An 18,432-nucleotide genomic window follows, 5' to 3' on the forward strand; every position below is an offset into this window, starting at 1 on the left:
AGGGCTTGCCTTGGTACGGGTGGAGGGACTCGAACCCCCATGCCTCGCGGCGCCAGATCCTAAGTCTGGTATGTCTACCAATTCCACCACACCCGCGTAATTTGGACTGCAAAGGTAGGAAGCAAAATGTATTTTTCCAATAGGGTTTTCAAAATAATCAACGATTTATATGTAATTTCAAAGCGTAAACCACAGAAATGGAAACTGAATCACATCAACAAACTCCTAAATGGACGAATTGGTATATTTCGCTCGGAATATTCCTCATAGGTCTTATCATGTTCTTCATTGGTTTCAGTTACCTATATAAATAGCCGATGACACTTATTGATTGGATTGTATTAGTAAGTACCATTGGGGGAATCGTCATGTACGGTATTTACCGTGGAAAGCAGACCAAACATTCATTGCAAGGTTTCTTACTGGCCGACCGTGAATTACCTTGGTACCATGTATTGCTTTCAGTAATGGCTACCCAAGCATCAGCCATTACTTTTTTATCTGCACCGGGTCAGGCGTATACGGATGGAATGCGCTTTGTGCAATTCTATTTAGGTTTACCTATTGCCATGATTGTTTTGTCTGTAACCTTTATACCGAATTATTACCGTCTCAAAGTATATACAGCTTATCAGTTTTTAGAACAGCGCTTTGATTCCAAAACAAGAGTCTTAACCAGTTTATTATTCTTGATTCCTCGGGCATTATCCACCGGGGTAACGATAGCGGCACCATCCATCATTTTGTCAACTTTATTGGGGTGGAATTTATCTTGGACGAATGCGTTAACGGCAACACTGGTTACAACGTATTGTATGATGGGCGGATCGAAGGCCATTTCCTATACCCAAATGTTACAGATGTCCGTGGTTTTAGCCGGCATGTTTCTTGCGGCAGTACTAATTATCCACCAGTTACCTGAAGAAATCGGGGTGCATGAATCCTTGCTAATCGCAGGAAAAATGGACAAAATCAATTTGATTGATTGGAAATTTGACATCAACAATCGCTATAATATTTGGTCAGGAATTATTGGGGGTTTTTTCCTTCAGTTATCCTATTTCGGAACGGACCAAAGCCAAGTTGGCAGGTATCTTTCTGGGCAGTCTGCCACGGCAAGTAAGAAAGGGCTATTGCTCAATGGCTTCCTAAAAATTCCGATGCAATTTTTGATTCTACTCGTGGGGATATTTGTGTACATCTTTTATCAGTTCCAAGAGGCTCCTATATTTTTCAATAAAAATTCAGAGCGATTATGGAGTCAGCAAGCGAATTACAAACAGGTAAATGCGGAACATCGAAATGTATTTGAGGCAAAAAAACAACAAGAGGTTGCTTTGGTTCAGGCCATTAAAACCAATGACGTAGCTAGGACACAGCAATTACAATCTTCCATTCAAGACTTGCAGCTGAAGCAAAAAGAATTGCGTTCAAAAGCTGTTGACGAAATCAAAAAAACACATTCAGATTTTGAAGAACAAGATACCAATTATGTTTTCTTGCGATTTATCACAGATCATTTGCCCATTGGGATAGTAGGCTTTCTAATCGCTATGATATTGTTGGCTTCCATGGGATCGATGGCATCAGCTTTTGGGTCACTTACATCAACGAGTATGGTGGATATTTACCAGCGTTTTTTTCATACGGAGGGTTCCAATCAGCATTATTGGTGGGTATCTAAATTGATTACACTCGGCTGGGGAATTCTTTGTTTGATTGTCGCTCAATTTGCTGTTAACATGGGAAGTTTAATTGAGGTAGTTAACATACTGGGATCCTGGTTTTATGGAACGATTTTGGGTGTGTTTTTATGTGCCTTTTATTTACCTAGAACCTCTGGAAATCAGGTATTTTGGGCTGCACTTGTGGCTGAAGCCATTGTGATTTATGCCTGGTACATTGATTTGATGGCATTTTTATGGCTGAATGTCCTTGGATGCTTATTGGTCATGGCCTTTGCAGGGATTTCAAGCCTAATCAGTCCTTCAACAAAGACAAGTTAAACTTTACCGGAATAACGGGTTTTTCGTCAAATGAACGTTGTTTTTGTATGGAGTCGATGACCGCTAGACCTTTTGTTACTTTCCCAAAAACCACATACTGTTTGTAAAAACGCGCGGCTTGCTCGGTATTCGTGATGATGAAAAACTCGGTGGGTGACGATGATTTTTTAGGATTCCCTTCATCGTAGCGTGCCATCGCGATGGTTCCGCGTTCGGGTTTCAAATGATCTGGGTATTCCGCTGGAACGAGGTAAGCCAAGCGATCACGAAATTCTCCCCCACCCTGCATACCTATTTCATAGACATTGCGATAGAAATAGCGATCTTTGAAATAACCCATTTTAACAAGGCGAACAAAATTAAGGCGATGAAGGGGCGTTTCTTCGGCTAGGGTAATTTCAAAATTTCCGAGTCGGGTTTCGCCTTGAATTTTGGTTTCTGGATATTGCGCGGCTTGGGCACGCAGATCCTTTTCCACTTGGGATGGATCTACATGGTAATTGGGTTTACAGGCCATACAAAAAATGAACAAAAAAAGATACCGCATACGTTAGCTTTGGCAAACCTTGGAGGATTGCCAAAGCTAGGCGGAAATTAGGACAAAAAAAAGGGAGCCGAGGCTCCCTTTTGAAATTTACCAAGTAATTGATTAAGCGTGATTAGCTTTCTTTCCGAAGAAATAAAGGCCTGCAAAAGCTACGATTAAGATACCTGGGAAAAGCAACATATTAGATAGGGTTGCTTGGCCAGCTGCTAAATCTGCAACATCCCCACTTAATCCACTGCCAACGGCGACTGCCTTGTTCTTATCGATCCAACCACCAATAATTGGTTGAAACATAGAAGAAGAGAACATCCCAATTCCTCCCATAATGGATAAACCCAAAGCACCTGTTTTAGGCATTGCTTCAGCAACATAGCCCAACATGTTTGGCCAGAAATAACAAATACCTAACGCGTAGATAAAGGCTGCAAAGTACAAAGTAGTACCAGACATCGTACTCATCATATATAAACCTGCCAATGCAAATAAAGCAGAGGCTAACAACACACCTACTGTATTAATTTTGGCAATAATGGAACCAGCAAAATAACGACCCACAGCCATCAATCCAGTCACCAAGGCTAAAATTAACATCGGACTAGCACCTGCTTTTGCCAAAATAGGACCTACCCATTGCTGAGGACCAAATTCTGAGATAGCTGTTAATGCCATACAAGCCGCCATAAATAAATACAATGGATTTAACATAGCTTTAAAACTATCCATAGTCGAACTAGCATCAGCCTTTGGCTTAGGGAAAGCTTGACCAAAGAATAAAACAGCATAAATGACAGTTGGTATAATAATTACCCAAACTTGTGACTGCCAAGACATGGCTGCATCGGTCATAAACTTTGATATCAAAGAACCTACCACAATTCCACCGGGGAACCACATATGAAAACGATTTAACTTACTACTCATCTCGTTACCTGTGTAGGCATCGGCAATCATGGGATTACACGCCGCTTCCGTACAACCATTTCCAATTCCGATTAACAAAGTAGATATTAACAAAGTATTGTAGTCAACAGCAAAAATAGTCAACAAAATACCCACAGCATGTGCAACTAAAGCAATTTGCATAATCAACTTCGGGCCAATTGATGTGTAGAAAACACCACCCAAAATCATGGAAATCGGGAAACCCAAAAACCACATGCTACTAATTTGACCTAATTGCTCATTGGTCAAACTTAATTCAGTACCTAATTGTGATAAAATACCAGCCCGTATACTAAATGAGAAAGCAGTCGTAATTAACGCAAAACAGGACGCCAAGAATAAACGATTGGCATTAACAGTTTGATTCATAATAGATTAGTTTTAGTTAAATGTTTAGAGAATTTGCAATCTTCAAAAAATTAAATTCTTCATAAGAAAAATCGTACCAAAAAAACAAAAAGATTTTCGAATTCCGGCGATAAATGCGATTTATTTTGAATAATTTTCAAAAAACTACAGACAATAAAGGGTAAATTAATCAAATTAAGCCCTATTTTTGTAAGTATCTAAATCTATCAACATATGATCCAAGGTGGAACATCCACGACCGCAGCCAGTCGGCGAGGAAGAAAATTAAAAATGGGCATGATCGGTGGAAGTACCGAAGCCTTTATTGGCGCCGTGCACCGCAGAGGTGCGCAATTAGACGGCGAAATCGAATTAGTTTGTGGCGCATTCAGCTCCAATCCAGACAAATCCAAAGCAACAGGTGAAGCCTTATATCTTCCTGAAAACCGTGTGTACGGTTCGTATGAAGAGATGATTCTAAAGGAAAAAGAACTTCCTGAAGGCGAGCGCATGGACTTTGTTTCTATTGTAACGCCCAATCACGTACATTTTCCTGCGGCTAAATTTGCCTTAGAAAATGGATTCCATGTCGTTTGCGATAAGCCGGCAACGTTGAATTTGGCTGAGGCGAAAGAACTGAAAAAAATCATTGAAAAAACGGGGTTAATCTTCGCTTTGACACATAATTACACCGCATATCCGATGGTCAAAGAGGCAAAACACCTCGTTGATTCGGGCCAATTAGGCGAAATTCGCAAGATTATTGTGGAATATCCACAAGGCTGGTTGATCGATTTAGTGGAAGCTACCGGTCAAAAACAAGCCGCGTGGCGCACAGACCCAGAACGTTGCGGTGCTGCGGGAGCGATCGGGGATATCGGAACGCACTGCGAAAACTTAATCGAATACATTACCGGATTGCATATTACAGAGCTATGCGCCGACTTGACAATTTTCGTTGAAGGGCGATTATTAGATGATGATGGCAATATTTTGCTTCATTATAATAACGGTGCCAAAGGTGTTCTACATTGCTCACAAATCTGCAATGGAGAAGAAAACGATCTAAACATCCGCATATATGGAAGTAAAGCAGGAATTACGTGGCATCAAATGGAGCCAAATACCTTGACCTTCCGTACGCGTGATGAGGGTGCAAGAACAATTCGTACGGCGGTGGGTAATTTATCGGCGGCGGCGAATGCGCATTCACGCCAACCGGCCGGACATCCAGAAGGGTACGTAGAAACGTTTGCGAATATCTACCGTAATTTTGCCTTCGCAGTAAGAGCTCGCTGGGCAGGAAAGCCACAAGATCCGATGTACGATTTCCCAGGCATTGACGAGGGAATCATGGGTATGGCCTTCATTGAGAACGTGGTTCGTTCTGCCAAAGACAACCAAAATAAATGGACAAAATTTGAAATATAATAGATCATGACGAAAATTAAAGTAGGTATCGTAGGTACCGGTTTTATCGGACCCGCACACATTGAGGCTCTACGCCGTTTACCTAACATTGAGGTTGCTGCACTTTGTGAAGTAACCATCGAGTTGGCTGAAGCGAAAGCAAAACAATTGGGCATAGGCCGTTGGTATACATTCGAAGACTTATTGAAGCAAGAAGATATCCAATGTGTACACATTTGTACACCCAACTTTCTTCACTATTCACAATCCAAAGCCGCTTTATTAGCTGGCAAGCACGTGGTATGTGAGAAGCCTTTGGCGAAAGATCTGCACGAAGCTGAGGAATTAGTGGAATTGGCAGCGAAAACAGGTTTGGTGAATGCGGTTCACTTCAACTTGCGTTATTATCCGTTGGTACGTCAAATGAAAACCATGCGCGAAAAAGGCGATTTGGGCGAAGTTTATTCGATCATCGGTAGCTACTTACAAGATTGGTTATTCTACAATACAGATTACAACTGGCGTTTAGAACCAGATAAATCGGGCGATTCTCGTGCGATTGCGGATATCGGATCTCACTTATTGGATGTCATTGAATACATTACAGGATTGAAAACAGTCGAAGTTATGGCCGATTTCAACACGGTTCACAAGGTGCGTAAGAAGCCTTTGAAGCCAGTAGAAACGTATTCAGGCAAAATGTTACAACCGGAAGATTATGCCGATGTGCCCATTAATACGGAGGATCATGCCAACGTACTATTGCGTTTCGACAATGGAAACCGAGGTTGTGTGACGGTATCTCAAGTTTCAGCGGGGCGTAAAAACCAATTGAAATTAGAAATCTCCGGATCAAACAAAACATTTGCGTTTAACTCGGAAGCACCAAACGAAATGTGGATTGGTAACCGTGATCAAGCGAATCAAGTATTGATGCGCGATCCATCTTTGGCATATCCAGAAGCAACAGCTTTAATGACATTCCCAGGAGGTCACAACGAAGGATTCTCGGATACATCCAAGCAACTATTCAAGGAAGTTTACGCGGCTGTAGAGGCGGGTAAGCAACCAGAAAATCCAAAATACCCGACATTTGCCGACGGATACCGTGAGCTATTAATTTGCGAGCGTATCTTGGATTCAACACGCTCACAAAAGTGGGTTAAAATCTAAACCTTTAACAATATGAAGACGATCAAAGGGCCAGCGATATTTTTGGCACAATTTATGGGAGATGAAGCTCCCTTCAATTCATTGGATAGCATCACAACGTGGGTGGCATCTTTGGGCTACAAAGGTGTGCAGATTCCTTCTTGGGATTCACGTTGCATCGATTTGCAAAAAGCGGCGGAGTCAAAAACCTATTGCGATGAAATCGTAGGGATGTTGGCCGCCAAAGGCTTGCAAATCACGGAATTATCGACCCACTTACAAGGACAATTAGTTGCCGTTAACCCGGCATACGATTTAGGATTTGACGGATTCGCTCCGGATTCAGTTAAAGGAAATCCAAAGGCACGTACGGAATGGGCGGTGCAGCAATTAAAATATGCGGCTAAGGCTTCTCAAAACTTGGGATTGAATGCACATGCGACATTCTCAGGAGCTTTGATGTGGCATACGGTTTATCCATGGCCACAGCGTCCTGCGGGATTAGTTGAGCAAGGATTTAAGGAATTAGGACGCCGTTGGTTACCGATTTTGAACACCTTCGACGAATGTGGCGTAGACTTATGTTATGAGATTCACCCAGGTGAAGATTTACATGATGGCGTGACTTTCGAGATGTTTTTGGATGAGGTCAAAGGCCACAAGCGCGCGAACTTATTGTATGATCCATCGCACTTCGTTTTGCAGGCATTGGACTACAAACAATACATCGATTTCTATCATGAGCGGATCAAAATGTTCCACGTAAAGGATGCTGAGTTTAACCCAACGGGTAAGCAAGGTGTATACGGTGGCTACCAATCTTGGATCAACCGTGCCGGACGTTTCCGTTCATTAGGTGATGGCCAAGTGGATTTCAAGAGTATCTTCTCGAAGTTAACGCAATACGGATATGACGGTTGGGCTGTTCTAGAATGGGAATGCTGTATCAAAGATCCGGTTCAAGGAGCAACGGAAGGAGCACCCTTTATTTCAAGCCATATCATCAAGGCGACAGAAAAAGTGTTTGATGATTTCGCGGGAACGGGAGCAGACGAAGAGCTGAATAAGAAGATTTTAGGCCTATAGTCTAAAATCGAATAATTCGAAATACAAATAAAAACCCCTTATTCGGATGGATAAGGGGTTTTTTATGGGCTAAAAATAGAAAAAAGCGTAACGCTGCCGGGGTTGTTAACCCCGGCAGCGTTTACCACCCACCCCTAATTTTTCTAAAAAATATTGATAAACCAAACCGCTGAACCGAATATCAGCTTATAGATAAAGACCTATTGACCACCATCAGCCTGCGCCCGTTTCACAGCATAATCACCGATCAACTTTCCATGCTTCCCTCCCATGGTACAATCTACTCGAAAGTGAATCAAACCAAACACCCGTGAATCAGATGCCTCCTGCGCGTAGCCATTGAATAAACTTGTTTTATCTGGAAAAAATGAACTCAGTACCGTTGACGCAGCGAAAGAGAACGTCGAATGTCCCGAGGTATAACTTGGGAAATTGGGTAAACCCACCGACGTTTTTAACCCAAATTGTTGGGGACGGGGGCTGTAATAATAATACTTGGTTTCCCAACAAGCTATCCCGGCATCCATTAAGGCAGTACCCACATAAGCAAGCATACGCGCCATACGAACCTCAGAAAATTTAGCTTCCACACCAGCTTTGCTGGCATAGCGATGCCAGTGTCCAGGAGGCGTATACGATCCAGGTCCATCCGCCCAGTAGTTGGCAATTGCCGCTTGTGCCCTTGTCTGATTTTTATTAATGGCTTCCAACTCAGCCATATCCTTCTTGAATTCTGCCGAACCCTCCAAATATGGCATGGCTGGACGAATAGAAATCATCGTAGCACGGTCAAAATTCCATGTTTTTACTGTACCGTAATTCGGCAACATAGGTGGGCGCTTCGGTATTTCTTGACTAACCCAGGGATTCACAAAACCCAAAGATTTAGAATATGCAATGAATGCTGGCACAACCGTTTGATCATTAGAAGCACTCATCCCATCTGTTTTCGCACGCGACATCACCTGAGCCGCGACCGCCGCGCCTAAAGATGTTCCAGCCGAAACATCAGACCCCACATTCATACCCGCCCACAGACGAACATTTTTTGCCTCAGCTAATTTCCCAGCCAAAAAAGGCCCTTCCCCGGGGAACATGGCCAACAAAATCACATAACTTGCCTGGGCTACGACTGCGTCTTCCGAAGGATAGGCAGGCAACGTACTAACAGGCAATAGAGGTTTTATCGAAGCATCTACCTCATACGGAGCCTTGCGATTGTACTGATATTTAAATTTCCACGCCGCCACCAAGGCATCGTATTGTGCCACACTTAAATAAGCTAAAGCACGTGCCGTATAGGGTGGATTCGCAAAAGGGAAACGTGGATCTGCTAATGGATCCGCTGGATTGGGAACCGGGTAAATCCCAGCCGCATTGGCAGCAGGAGCTTGATTGTACCGTGCGGCCAATTCTCTACCAATTTCATTCCAACGTAATACAGCACCTGCACCCCAATATTGAATAGCGGTTTTTTGAGCTGCAGTCAAGGAAGGAATAACTACCTTTTTCAACGAATCAATCTCCTTCAAATACGCCGCATCCGTAACCAAACGAGGAGCAGCCACGTTAACATCCGAAGAAACAAACGTTTTCCATGCCCCCGCACTTGCATCCAGATTGGACGGCACATAGGGTCTATCCACCTCCAAATCGAGCTCCTTCGAACAAGAAGCGAGCAAAATAAAAACTAAAAAAGTATATAAAAATCTCATTGAATTATAGTTTAAATAAGTACAATAGGCCCACCGACAAACTCAAGGATTGACCTACATTTCTCCCATCTACAACGTACGCAACGCGCGCATTCACCCCTATATTCTTCGGTTGGTACTTACCATACACACCCACCGAAGTCATCGTCATGTCATTCGTCATGAAAGGCATGTCATTCCGACGAATGTTATCGCCACCCACACATGAAAAGTGTTCCGCAAAAAGCTCCAACTGATTATCTTTTTTCAAATAACCTACCCGAACAGCGGCATCAAACGCATCTGGCACAGCTACTTCGGATGTATTGTAAAAACGATCTCCCGCTAAATATCCATCACGATCTGCTTGCACCTTACTACGCATTTGATAGGCAATTGAAGAATTTAGGTAGATATGCTTCGGTAAATCATACGAGATGATACCCCGCGTAACGAAAGCCTTCGAACCGATCCCAATGGACATGGGCATGAAATCTGGTACGTAATTTGAAACAGGAGCACTAAGCCCTAGCACCCCATGCAGGGTTAGTCCATTAGCTGAATAACCTTTGGCCTTAAGCCAAAGCGACGCATCTTGAAGTCCCTGTTGACCCATCAAATTACCTTGCGAAGCATTTGTTCGAACGTAAGGTACGGCAGCAATAACATTGAGTTTTTTGGTGATTCCGTAGGCCAACATAGCCATAGCAGATTCGGTGGTAAGCCGACCGATATTCGGGTTATCCCGAAACAATTGATTTTCCCAGTAATTTGTCCAAGAGGAATTACTATAAATCAAAGCCCCACAACCTAACTTTTTGTTCATATAGATCGCATCATGCGGCATTTGTGCCATCGATGCCTGCCCCATCATTCCGACAAGGCAAAATAAAATCAAGATATTTTTCATGCTTAAATTTTAAAATACACGTAGATTTTCCCGGGATTGATATCCAAGGAAAAAGAATAGTATCGAAAAAATTAAGCTTGCCTTGGCGGCGAGAAGAAATCAGCTGAGATCGCTGTAGTAGCTAAAACGGAATGAGATGGCGCTAATGAACTAGTCGGCCATTCCATAATATAAAGAACCCATGCAGACGCATGCGCACAATATTCTTTCACTAAGGTGTTAATTAATTTAGATTTAGCAGGCGCCTTCTCCGGTTGGTCCGACATATGCTCATTCATCTGAGCAGCTAAATCCAAGAAACGATCCCGGGCACTTTGATCCGAAACCAAGGTCGTAACCAATTTGCCATCAATAACCTGTTGGTCCTTCATCTGGTAGAAGTTATCGCCCTGTTGAATTTCACCAGAAACTTCTTGTGGAACATCCCAATCCGTGGCATAAGGCAATGAAATAGGCATTTCAACGACAATGGTCTCTCCGGCAACAAATTTATCTGAATCCTGCGCAATAAAACGCAATGCAAATCCACCTGCCTGATACAGGAGGACAAAGAATAGCATTATGGAGAGGATTCTTTTCATTATTACTTGGCGAAAATACGCTATTTTTCAATAACTGTTCCCAATTCTTGAGAAATATTTTTCTGAATTTCCTTCAATTGAATGAATTCGAGCAATAAATCGTTCATTTCATTTGGATCACCTACGTATTGATCCATGCGATCCATCACATCTTTAATGTGCTGATCGTTATACACCTTGCGTAAACGTAAAATATTTTTGTAGGCAAAATCCTCTAAAAGCTCTTCATCCTTTTTCACTTTAATCTCATGTCTGTCATGCCAAACGGCAGATAAGGTATGCTTATCGGAGGATGCATCAATCGCAAATCGCTGTACTTCTTCCTGAGGATGGTGCAAATAATACGATGGCTCTGGAATGACTCCGCGTGCAAATTCTGCCCGACAGGTTTCCATAATATCCTTAAATAAGGGGGTCTGAAAATGGACCTCTTCCAACTCATGTAATAGGTATTGCAACAAACTAACACCTGGCGCCTTCTCGGGGCTAATTTCCAAATGGCCGAAATTGACCAACAAGCGCATACATTCCAATTCTTGGTAATAGGCCAAATTTTGAACCTCAACAACAGCATCAACCTCAGGACCAGGCTCGAACAAGGCTTGTAACTCCGCTTCGTTTTGGGGAGATATTGTTGGCATTGATTTTTGCTGCGCTTTTTTCAAATGCAGTTTATTCATCTCAGCCAATAACACATCCTCTTCCAGTCGCATCAATTGAGATGTCTTTTGAATAAACAAACTGCGTTGGATAGCATCCGGAATTTTGGAAATACTTTGAACCATTTCCTTAATCAATTCCGATTTTTTAAATGGATCGTCCCCTGCCTCTTTCATGAAAAGATTCGCCTGGAACGAGATCACATCACGCGCTTCTTTCTGAATGTATTCAATAAACGCCTCGCTACCGATTGATCGTACATAGGAATCAGGATCTTGACCTTCTGGAAAGACCACCAAATTAACCTGTAAACCTTCCTCTAGAATTAAATCCATTCCACGCAAAGCTGCTTTAATTCCGGCAGAATCGCCATCGTAAAGGACTGTAACGTGGTTGGTAAACCGCGCAATCAACTTGATTTGCTCAATTGTCAAGGATGTACCAGAAGAGGCCACCACATTTTTGATGCCTGCCTGATGCAAGGAAATCACATCCGTATAACCTTCTACGAGGTAACAAACATCTTTCTGGCGGATTTCATTCTTCGCTTGGGCGATGCCATAGAGCGTCGCAGACTTATGATATACAACCGTCTCAGGAGAATTGAGGTATTTAGCTTGGTTCTTCGCGTCCGATTTTAAAATACGCGCTCCGAAAGCAATTACTTTTCCTGCAACACTGTGGATGGGAAAAATAACCCGATTACGGAAGCGATCATAAACCTTTCCATCATCATTTTTATTGGTAACCAATCCCGCCTTCTCAATAATTTCTTGACTGAAACCGTGTTTAAGAGCCGTTTTAAGAAAGGTGTCCCACCCTTCGGGACTGTAGCCTAAATCGAATGCTTGGATTGTAGCGTCAGAAAAACCACGTTCTTTGAAATAAGGTAAGGCGATTGAACGACCTTCGTCGGAATCTGTCAACTGTTTTTTGAAAAATTCTTTGGCATATTCTAAAATGATCAACAAACTCTCCCGCTCATTCTGGCGTAAGAGTTGGTCATCAGTCATCTCCTCCTCCTGAATATCAATCCCGTATTTTTTGGCTAAATGACGCAGCGCCTCACCATAGCCAAGTCCTTCGATGTCCATGATAAAGCGCACAGAATCTCCAGCCTTTCCACAACCGAAACATTTGTAGATTCCCTTACTAGGTGATATAGAAAATGAAGGGGTTTTCTCCCCATGAAAAGGGCAACAAGCCCAGTAATTCGCTCCTTTTTTCTTGATCGTTACATAATCCCCGATCACGTCTGCTACCGCAGCCGTTTGCTTTATTCGCTCGACGGTTTCTGGATCAATGCGCATATTACAATAATAACCCGGCTAAAGTTGCTGATAAGTACGAAGCTAAAGTTCCCGCAATCAAAGCCTTAAAGCCTAATTTTGCTAAGTCAGAACGGCGAGACGGTGCTAATTCTCCAATACCCCCAATCTGAATAGCTACCGATGAAAAATTAGCAAAACCACAAAGTGCAAAACTTGTAATCGCTATGGTCTTCGGATCTAAGGTCTCCTTCAATTTAACCATATCCAAGTAAGCAACAAACTCGTTCACCACCATTTTCTTACCCATTAAGGCGCCCGCCACTTCCACATCTTGAGAAGGCACTCCCATAGCAAATGCAAAAACAGAAAACACCTTTCCTAAAATCAAATTCATGGATAATTCAGGCAAATTAATCCAATTACCTATATGACCTAAACCTAGATCAACTAAGGCAATTAAGGCAATAAATCCTATCAACATCGCTATTACATTCAAACCCACTTTCAACCCCTCACTAGCTCCAGCGGCAATCGCGTCGACTAAATTCGCATGCGTTTTATTAATTTCCATCTTCACCATTCCTTGTGTTTCCGACTTCTCAGTCTCTGGAAACATAATTTTCGAAATTACCAATGCTCCGGGTGCTGCCATTAAACTTGCCGCTAATAAATAAGCCGCTGGTACGCCCAAAGAAATATATACCGCCATAACCCCACCGGCAATACAAGCGAAAGAACCCGTCATGGAGGCCATCAACTCCGAATTCGTCATGTTTTTCAAATATGGTTTAATCATGATTTGAGCTTCTACTTGACCCACGAAAGTCGATGCAACATTCGATAAAGCCTCCGCTCCGCTAACGCCCATCAACCAGTGTACGCCCTTGCCCATGGTCGAAACTACGCGCTGCAACACACCTAAATGATAAAACATATTCACTAAAACCGCCACAAAAATGATGGTAGGTACAACTTTGAAAAAGAAAATGTATTCATTTCCTGGCCCAAAAGCCTTTGACATTAAATTACGATCCACCAAGGAACCAAATACAAAAGCAGCTCCTTTGTCTGCCTGCCCCAACAAAGTATTAATAGAATCCCCTAACCACTGGAAAGTCACCTGTCCGGTCTCCGTTTTCAATATAAAAACCGCTAGGCCTATTTGAAGTAAAAGGCCAACACCCACTGTACGGTAATTGATAGCCTTTCGGTTATTGGACATTAAATAGGATACTCCTAAAATTAAGACAATCCCCAATAAGCCTGTAAATCTTTCCATTTGTATGTTCTTGGTGTAAATTAGTTTTCTGTTTGCGTCAAATTGACGGTATATTTTTCAAAGGTAAGCTGTTCAATTAAATCTTCTTCAGCAATTTCATAAAAAGCTTCATGTATGTTGAAAGGTTCACTACTCGCTACCTTCCAATAATTCCCATCCTCCTGCATCTCGTACGAATTCACGGTATCTCGCAAATTCCAATCTAAGATGGTAATCGCCATATGCTTTGCTCGGGGATTCACCAATTCAAAAAGTGACTCAATCCGTCGGTCAAAACTTCTTACCATCACATCTGCAGAGCCGCCATACACTTTTGGATCTCCACCGCGATGAAAATAATATAATCGGCTATGCTCCAAGTAATTTCCTACAATGGATTTGATGAAGATATTCTCTGACAAACCGGGTCTTTGGGGCCTAATACAACAAATTCCACGAATAATTAATAAAACCGGCACACCTGATTTCGAAGCTTTGTAGAGGGCTTCCATGGTATCCTTATCTTGGAGTGAATTAATTTTCCAACAAATTCCCGCCGGAATTCCTTGCTTATGATTTTCAACTTCCTCCTCGATCATTTCAATAATTCGGTTACGCATATCACGAGGCGCGGTAATCAAATGTTCATAATGTGTAGGCATCGAATGCCCCGTAATTACATTAAAAAATTCCGAAATATCTTGTGTAATTCGTGAATCAGTTGTTAACAAACCTAAGTCTGTGTAGAGTTTGGCTGTATCTTCATTGTAGTTGCCAGATGATAAATGCGCATAACTCATGACATGAGAACCTTCATTCCGAATGACCTGAAGTAATTTCGTGTGTGTCTTTAACCCGGGAATTCCATAAATCACAAAACATCCGGCTTTCTGCAAACGTGTGGCCTCACGAATGTTGTTTTCCTCATCAAAACGAGCTTTCACCTCAAACAAAACTGAAACGTGCTTTCCGTTTTCAGCCGCACGTAATAAGGCACTTGATATACGGGAATTTTTAGATATCCGATATAAAGTGATTTTAATTGCCAATACCTGAGAATCCTCAGCTGCTTGCTCAAGCAACTGAATAACAGGTTCAAAATTGTTGTATGGATGATGAAGCAATATATCACCTCGTTTCATCGTCTCAAAAATATCCCCAATATTAACCGATTTAAAGCCCAATGGCGGGACTACTGACGGATTTGAGGCTAATTTAGATTTAAATTCGGGATGTTTTAGAATTTGCCAAAAAGCGGTAAAATCTAGAATGGCTTTCTTGATAAAGATGTCAGAGGATTCCAATGTCCAACGTTTTAACATCTCATTTAATAAAAAATCAGAATGATGTTCTTCCACCTCAACGCGTGTTACGCGACCTAAACGGCGATCTTTTATCTTCTTCTTAACTTCATCTACGAAATCTGTTTCAGTATCTTCATGCTCCACCACATCAAAGTCCCCGTTACGCGTTATCCGAAATAAAGTCGTTGATTCAATTTCAACATTGCGGTACAAGACTTGTAAATAATGTCGAATAATCTGCTCAATGGGAAGAAATAAAATCTTATCATCTCGTTCAATGACATATAGCCGTGTTAAATTAAGTGGAATTTGAACGAAGGAGATTTTACGGTCTTTCTCGTATTTCCCTTTGGCGTTTTTCTTATCGACAAAACCAACTGTCACTACACCAAAAATCAAGGTTTTGGCTAATAAACTGGGAAAGGTATGCGTATGATCAAAGACCATCGGTGTTAACATCGGATAAATAGTCCGATGAAAATATGCCTCCGCATCAGCTAACTCATCTGGAGTCAAATCATCTAAATTCGCCAATAACAGACCATTTTCTGGAAAAAGTGGTAATATTTCTTGTAGAAATAGTCGGTGTTTTTCTTGACTAAATTCCTGCGCAGATGCAATTAAATTTTGCTTAAATGGCACTTCACGTAAACCCGAATAATCTGTACGCTCCTTACCAAAATCAATGTAATTGTACAATGAACCAATCCGAATCGTAAAGAACTCATCTAAATTAGACGCAGTAATGGCTAAAAATTTTAGTCGGTCAAACAAACTCTTCTTCGAATCACGTGCCTGATCCAATACGCGCTCATCAAACTTCAACCAAGATAAATCACGTGAGATATAGCGCGCCTTCCCAATTGTCTCATGGGCCTTTTGCATCGATTTCTCAATCTTACGATTTGCCTCGCGTGGAGCCATCAAATTAATCTTCCAGTTTTTAGGCTGTAGGAATGACAAAAGATTCCCCGAGGAGGAATCTTCTGTGTCATTAATAATTTTATCTAATTTTGAGTTGCTCATATTAGGATTGAGGAATTTGGTTTTTAATGGCGTCATAATCAGAACCTAGTCGGCCCATCTCCAACGCCAAAAACTTCTGAAGCTCCAAATTAAATATTCGTTTATCCGCCTCTGTTAAGGAATCGTAAAGATCTTTCAATTCTTGATTGATCTGTTGCTTTTCTTCCGCAGTACTTGCATGAATACCACGCAAATGGTAGGATTTGAAATCAACTTCCATCAAACTAAACGTCTACTTTCGCGTATTTAGCATTCTTCTCAATGAAATCACGACGAGGAGCTACCTCATCACCCATCAACATCGAGAACAATAAATCCGCCTCAATTGCCGAATCAACCGTTACTTGCTTCAAGGTACGCGACTCTGGATTCATGGTAGTTTCCCACAATTGCTCCGCGTTCATCTCTCCAAGACCCTTGTACCGTTGCACACCTACACTTTCTTCTTTTCCTCCTGCAGCCAATTCTTGAATCGCAAGTGTCCGCTGATCTTCCGTCCACACGTAACGAACTTGTTGGCCTTTCTTCACCTGATACAAAGGCGGCTGGGCAATGTAAATACATCCACGATCCACTAACTCCCGCATGTAGCGGAAGAAGAATGTCAAAATTAACGTACGAATGTGACTACCGTCAACGTCCGCATCGGTCATGATGATCACTTTGTGGTAACGCAATTTATCCATGTTCAACGCTCGCTCGTCTCCATCTTTTCCAAAGGAAACACCCAAGGCGGTGATCATATTTTTAATTTCTTCATTCTCGTAGATCCGGTACTCTTGTGCTTTCTCTACGTTCAAAATCTTACCACGCAAAGGCAAGATCGCTTGGAATGCACGGTTACGGCCTTGTTTTGCCGTACCACCCGCAGAGTCTCCCTCGACAAGGTAAATCTCACACGTTTCTGGATCATTATCTGAGCAATCGGCAAGCTTTCCTGGCAATGAGTTCGAACCCAAAACCGTTTTACGCTGCACCATCTCACGCGCCTTACGAGCTGCGTGACGTGCTTGAGCAGCTAAGATTACTTTGGCAACGATTTGACGTGCTTCTTTGGGATGCTCTTCTAACCAAGATTCCAACATGTCTGACATCGCTGCCGAAACTGCACCTGAAACCTCACCGTTACCTAATTTAGTTTTTGTTTGACCTTCGAATTGCGGCTCAGCTACTTTGACCGAGATAACCGCTGTCAAACCTTCGCGGAAGTCATCTCCAGCGATATCAATTTTCAATTTCTCTAATGCGCCCGACTTGTCGGCATAGTTTTTCAAGGTACGCGTTAACGCGCCACGGAAACCAGCTACGTGCGTTCCACCCTCGATGGTATTGATGTTGTTTACATACGAAACCACATTCTCTGTGTATGACGTATTGTACATCATAGCTACCTGAACAGGAACTCCGTTTTTGTCACCTTCCATGTAGATAGGCTCGGTCAACAAAGGCTCACGCGTTGAGTCCAAGAACATCACGAATTCACGTAAACCACCCTCAGAGAAAAACTCTTCGGTACGTGCATTACCTTCCTCGTCTAATTCACGTAAATCGGTCAATTGAACACGAATACCCGCGTTCAAGAAAGATAACTCACGTAAACGACCCGCAACGGTATCGTACTTATATTCTGTTACGGTAAAAATCGTATCATCTGGTTTGAACAAAACCGATGTACCGGTACGATCTGTATCCCCAACTTCCTTCACCGGATATTGCGGAACACCAATCTTATATTCTTGTTGGAAAATCTTTCCCTCGCGGTGAACAGTCACTTTCAAATCCGTGGACAACGCATTCACACAGGAAACACCTACCCCGTGCAGACCTCCAGAAACCTTATACGTGTCTTTGTCAAACTTACCACCGGCGTGAAGAACGGTCATAACAACCTCTAAAGCGGAACGCTTTTCTTTGGTGTGCATGCCCGTGGGAATACCCCGACCGTTATCTTCGACTAAAATGGAATTATCTGTGTTGATGGTTACTTTGATCTTGTCGCAATGACCGGCAAGCGCCTCGTCAATGGAGTTATCGACAACCTCCCAAATCAAATGGTGAAGACCTTTGAAGCCGGTATCACCGATGTACATGGATGGACGCTTACGAACCGCCTCTAAACCCTCTAATACTTGAATATTATCTGCACCATAATTTGCCCGATCTTGAGCTGATGTATCTTGTGCTTCTGACATAATGTAATTTAAATGTGTTGAACGAGCTCATTGCTTCACTCGTGA

Annotated in this window: 14 protein-coding genes and 1 tRNA gene; 4 read left to right on the forward strand and 11 right to left on the reverse strand. The window is 42.4% G+C overall.

Features of this window, described 5'->3' with window-relative positions; all coding sequences use genetic code 11:
- Window positions 1-11 precede the first annotated feature (11 nt).
- Window positions 12-96 (reverse strand) — tRNA-Leu (locus tag ACIQZ2_RS03430).
- A 221-nt stretch (window positions 97-317) separates the two neighbouring features.
- Between ACIQZ2_RS03430 and ACIQZ2_RS03435 the strand changes: the two genes are divergently transcribed.
- Window positions 318-2,006, forward strand: coding sequence for a sodium:solute symporter (locus ACIQZ2_RS03435; protein ID WP_395767442.1), 1,689 nt, complete (start codon window positions 318-320; stop codon window positions 2,004-2,006).
- Here the strand turns inward: ACIQZ2_RS03435 and ACIQZ2_RS03440 are convergent.
- Entirely contained in the window at window positions 1,981-2,523 is a 543-nt protein-coding gene (locus ACIQZ2_RS03440) for a peptidylprolyl isomerase (protein ID WP_395767443.1), read from the reverse strand. The two genes, ACIQZ2_RS03435 and ACIQZ2_RS03440, sit on opposite strands and share 26 nt — an antisense overlap.
- 132 nt (window positions 2,524-2,655) lie before the next feature.
- Window positions 2,656-3,864, reverse strand: coding sequence for an MFS transporter (locus tag ACIQZ2_RS03445; RefSeq protein WP_395767444.1), 1,209 nt, complete (start codon window positions 3,862-3,864; stop codon window positions 2,656-2,658).
- 270 nt (window positions 3,865-4,134) lie between these two features.
- Here ACIQZ2_RS03445 and ACIQZ2_RS03450 point away from each other — a divergent pair, with 270 nt between their 5' ends.
- From ACIQZ2_RS03450 to ACIQZ2_RS03460, 3 genes are read left to right on the forward strand one after another with little or no spacing between them, the layout of a single operon-like run.
- Entirely contained in the window at window positions 4,135-5,274 is a 1,140-nt protein-coding gene (locus ACIQZ2_RS03450; RefSeq protein WP_395767483.1) for a Gfo/Idh/MocA family protein, read from the forward strand.
- Window positions 5,275-5,280: 6 nt separating this feature from the next.
- Window positions 5,281-6,426: a Gfo/Idh/MocA family protein gene (locus tag ACIQZ2_RS03455; protein ID WP_395767445.1), complete on the forward strand. Its 1,146-nt coding sequence runs from the start codon at window positions 5,281-5,283 to the stop codon at window positions 6,424-6,426.
- Between the two features lie 12 nt (window positions 6,427-6,438).
- Complete coding sequence (locus tag ACIQZ2_RS03460; RefSeq protein WP_395767446.1) at window positions 6,439-7,491, forward strand: sugar phosphate isomerase/epimerase family protein; 1,053 nt, start codon at window positions 6,439-6,441, stop codon at window positions 7,489-7,491.
- Window positions 7,492-7,691: 200 nt separating this feature from the next.
- On the opposite strand, the gene ACIQZ2_RS03465 is transcribed toward ACIQZ2_RS03460, so the two are convergent.
- The 8 genes from ACIQZ2_RS03465 to gyrB form a co-directional block, all read right to left on the reverse strand.
- Complete coding sequence (locus ACIQZ2_RS03465; protein WP_395767447.1) at window positions 7,692-9,206, reverse strand: phosphatase PAP2 family protein; 1,515 nt, start codon at window positions 9,204-9,206, stop codon at window positions 7,692-7,694.
- A 4-nt stretch (window positions 9,207-9,210) separates the two neighbouring features.
- Window positions 9,211-10,095, reverse strand: a complete 885-nt coding sequence (locus tag ACIQZ2_RS03470; protein ID WP_395767448.1) for a hypothetical protein — start codon at window positions 10,093-10,095, stop codon at window positions 9,211-9,213.
- Between the two features lie 71 nt (window positions 10,096-10,166).
- Window positions 10,167-10,676 carry a hypothetical protein gene (locus ACIQZ2_RS03475; RefSeq protein ID WP_395767449.1) on the reverse strand — a complete coding sequence of 170 codons (510 nt, stop codon included), beginning with the start codon at window positions 10,674-10,676 and terminating at the stop codon, window positions 10,167-10,169.
- Between the two features lie 20 nt (window positions 10,677-10,696).
- The gene (gene dnaG, locus ACIQZ2_RS03480) at window positions 10,697-12,646 is read right to left on the reverse strand and encodes a DNA primase (protein WP_395767450.1); all 1,950 of its coding nucleotides are present in this window, start codon (window positions 12,644-12,646) and stop codon (window positions 10,697-10,699) included.
- 1 nt (window position 12,647) lies between these two features.
- Window positions 12,648-13,886 (reverse strand): NupC/NupG family nucleoside CNT transporter, encoded by a 1,239-nt coding sequence (locus ACIQZ2_RS03485; protein WP_395767451.1) that lies wholly within the window; start codon window positions 13,884-13,886, stop codon window positions 12,648-12,650.
- A 20-nt stretch (window positions 13,887-13,906) separates the two neighbouring features.
- Window positions 13,907-16,195, reverse strand: coding sequence for a polyphosphate kinase 1 (gene ppk1, locus ACIQZ2_RS03490; RefSeq protein ID WP_395767452.1), 2,289 nt, complete (start codon window positions 16,193-16,195; stop codon window positions 13,907-13,909).
- 1 nt (window position 16,196) lies between these two features.
- The gene (locus ACIQZ2_RS03495) at window positions 16,197-16,415 is read right to left on the reverse strand and encodes a hypothetical protein (RefSeq protein ID WP_395767453.1); all 219 of its coding nucleotides are present in this window, start codon (window positions 16,413-16,415) and stop codon (window positions 16,197-16,199) included.
- A 4-nt stretch (window positions 16,416-16,419) separates the two neighbouring features.
- On the reverse strand, window positions 16,420-18,387 hold the full coding sequence (gene gyrB / locus ACIQZ2_RS03500) for a DNA topoisomerase (ATP-hydrolyzing) subunit B (protein WP_395767454.1): 1,968 nt from the start codon (window positions 18,385-18,387) through the stop codon (window positions 16,420-16,422).
- Window positions 18,388-18,432: the final 45 nt, after the last annotated feature.

Origin of the sequence: Aquirufa sp. (genome assembly GCF_044342065.1) — a bacterium.
Classification (GTDB): domain Bacteria; phylum Bacteroidota; class Bacteroidia; order Cytophagales; family Spirosomataceae; genus Aquirufa.

What these genes read in the sequence shown, in the direction of transcription:
- ACIQZ2_RS03440 (WP_395767443.1), bottom strand. Translation starts at nt 2,523, where the DNA reads ATGGCCTGTAAACCCAATTACCATGTAGATCCATCCCAAGTGGAAAAG.
- gyrB (WP_395767454.1), bottom strand. Translation starts at nt 18,387, where the DNA reads ATGTCAGAAGCACAAGATACATCAGCTCAAGATCGGGCAAATTATGGT.
- ACIQZ2_RS03465 (WP_395767447.1), bottom strand. Translation starts at nt 9,206, where the DNA reads ATGAGATTTTTATATACTTTTTTAGTTTTTATTTTGCTCGCTTCTTGT.
- ACIQZ2_RS03450 (WP_395767483.1), top strand. Translation starts at nt 4,135, where the DNA reads ATGGGCATGATCGGTGGAAGTACCGAAGCCTTTATTGGCGCCGTGCAC.
- ACIQZ2_RS03435 (WP_395767442.1), top strand. Translation starts at nt 318, where the DNA reads ATGACACTTATTGATTGGATTGTATTAGTAAGTACCATTGGGGGAATC.
- ACIQZ2_RS03470 (WP_395767448.1), bottom strand. Translation starts at nt 10,095, where the DNA reads ATGAAAAATATCTTGATTTTATTTTGCCTTGTCGGAATGATGGGGCAG.
- ACIQZ2_RS03495 (WP_395767453.1), bottom strand. Translation starts at nt 16,415, where the DNA reads ATGGAAGTTGATTTCAAATCCTACCATTTGCGTGGTATTCATGCAAGT.
- dnaG (WP_395767450.1), bottom strand. Translation starts at nt 12,646, where the DNA reads ATGCGCATTGATCCAGAAACCGTCGAGCGAATAAAGCAAACGGCTGCG.
- ppk1 (WP_395767452.1), bottom strand. Translation starts at nt 16,195, where the DNA reads ATGAGCAACTCAAAATTAGATAAAATTATTAATGACACAGAAGATTCC.
- ACIQZ2_RS03485 (WP_395767451.1), bottom strand. Translation starts at nt 13,886, where the DNA reads ATGGAAAGATTTACAGGCTTATTGGGGATTGTCTTAATTTTAGGAGTA.
- ACIQZ2_RS03445 (WP_395767444.1), bottom strand. Translation starts at nt 3,864, where the DNA reads ATGAATCAAACTGTTAATGCCAATCGTTTATTCTTGGCGTCCTGTTTT.
- ACIQZ2_RS03460 (WP_395767446.1), top strand. Translation starts at nt 6,439, where the DNA reads ATGAAGACGATCAAAGGGCCAGCGATATTTTTGGCACAATTTATGGGA.
- ACIQZ2_RS03455 (WP_395767445.1), top strand. Translation starts at nt 5,281, where the DNA reads ATGACGAAAATTAAAGTAGGTATCGTAGGTACCGGTTTTATCGGACCC.
- ACIQZ2_RS03475 (WP_395767449.1), bottom strand. Translation starts at nt 10,676, where the DNA reads ATGAAAAGAATCCTCTCCATAATGCTATTCTTTGTCCTCCTGTATCAG.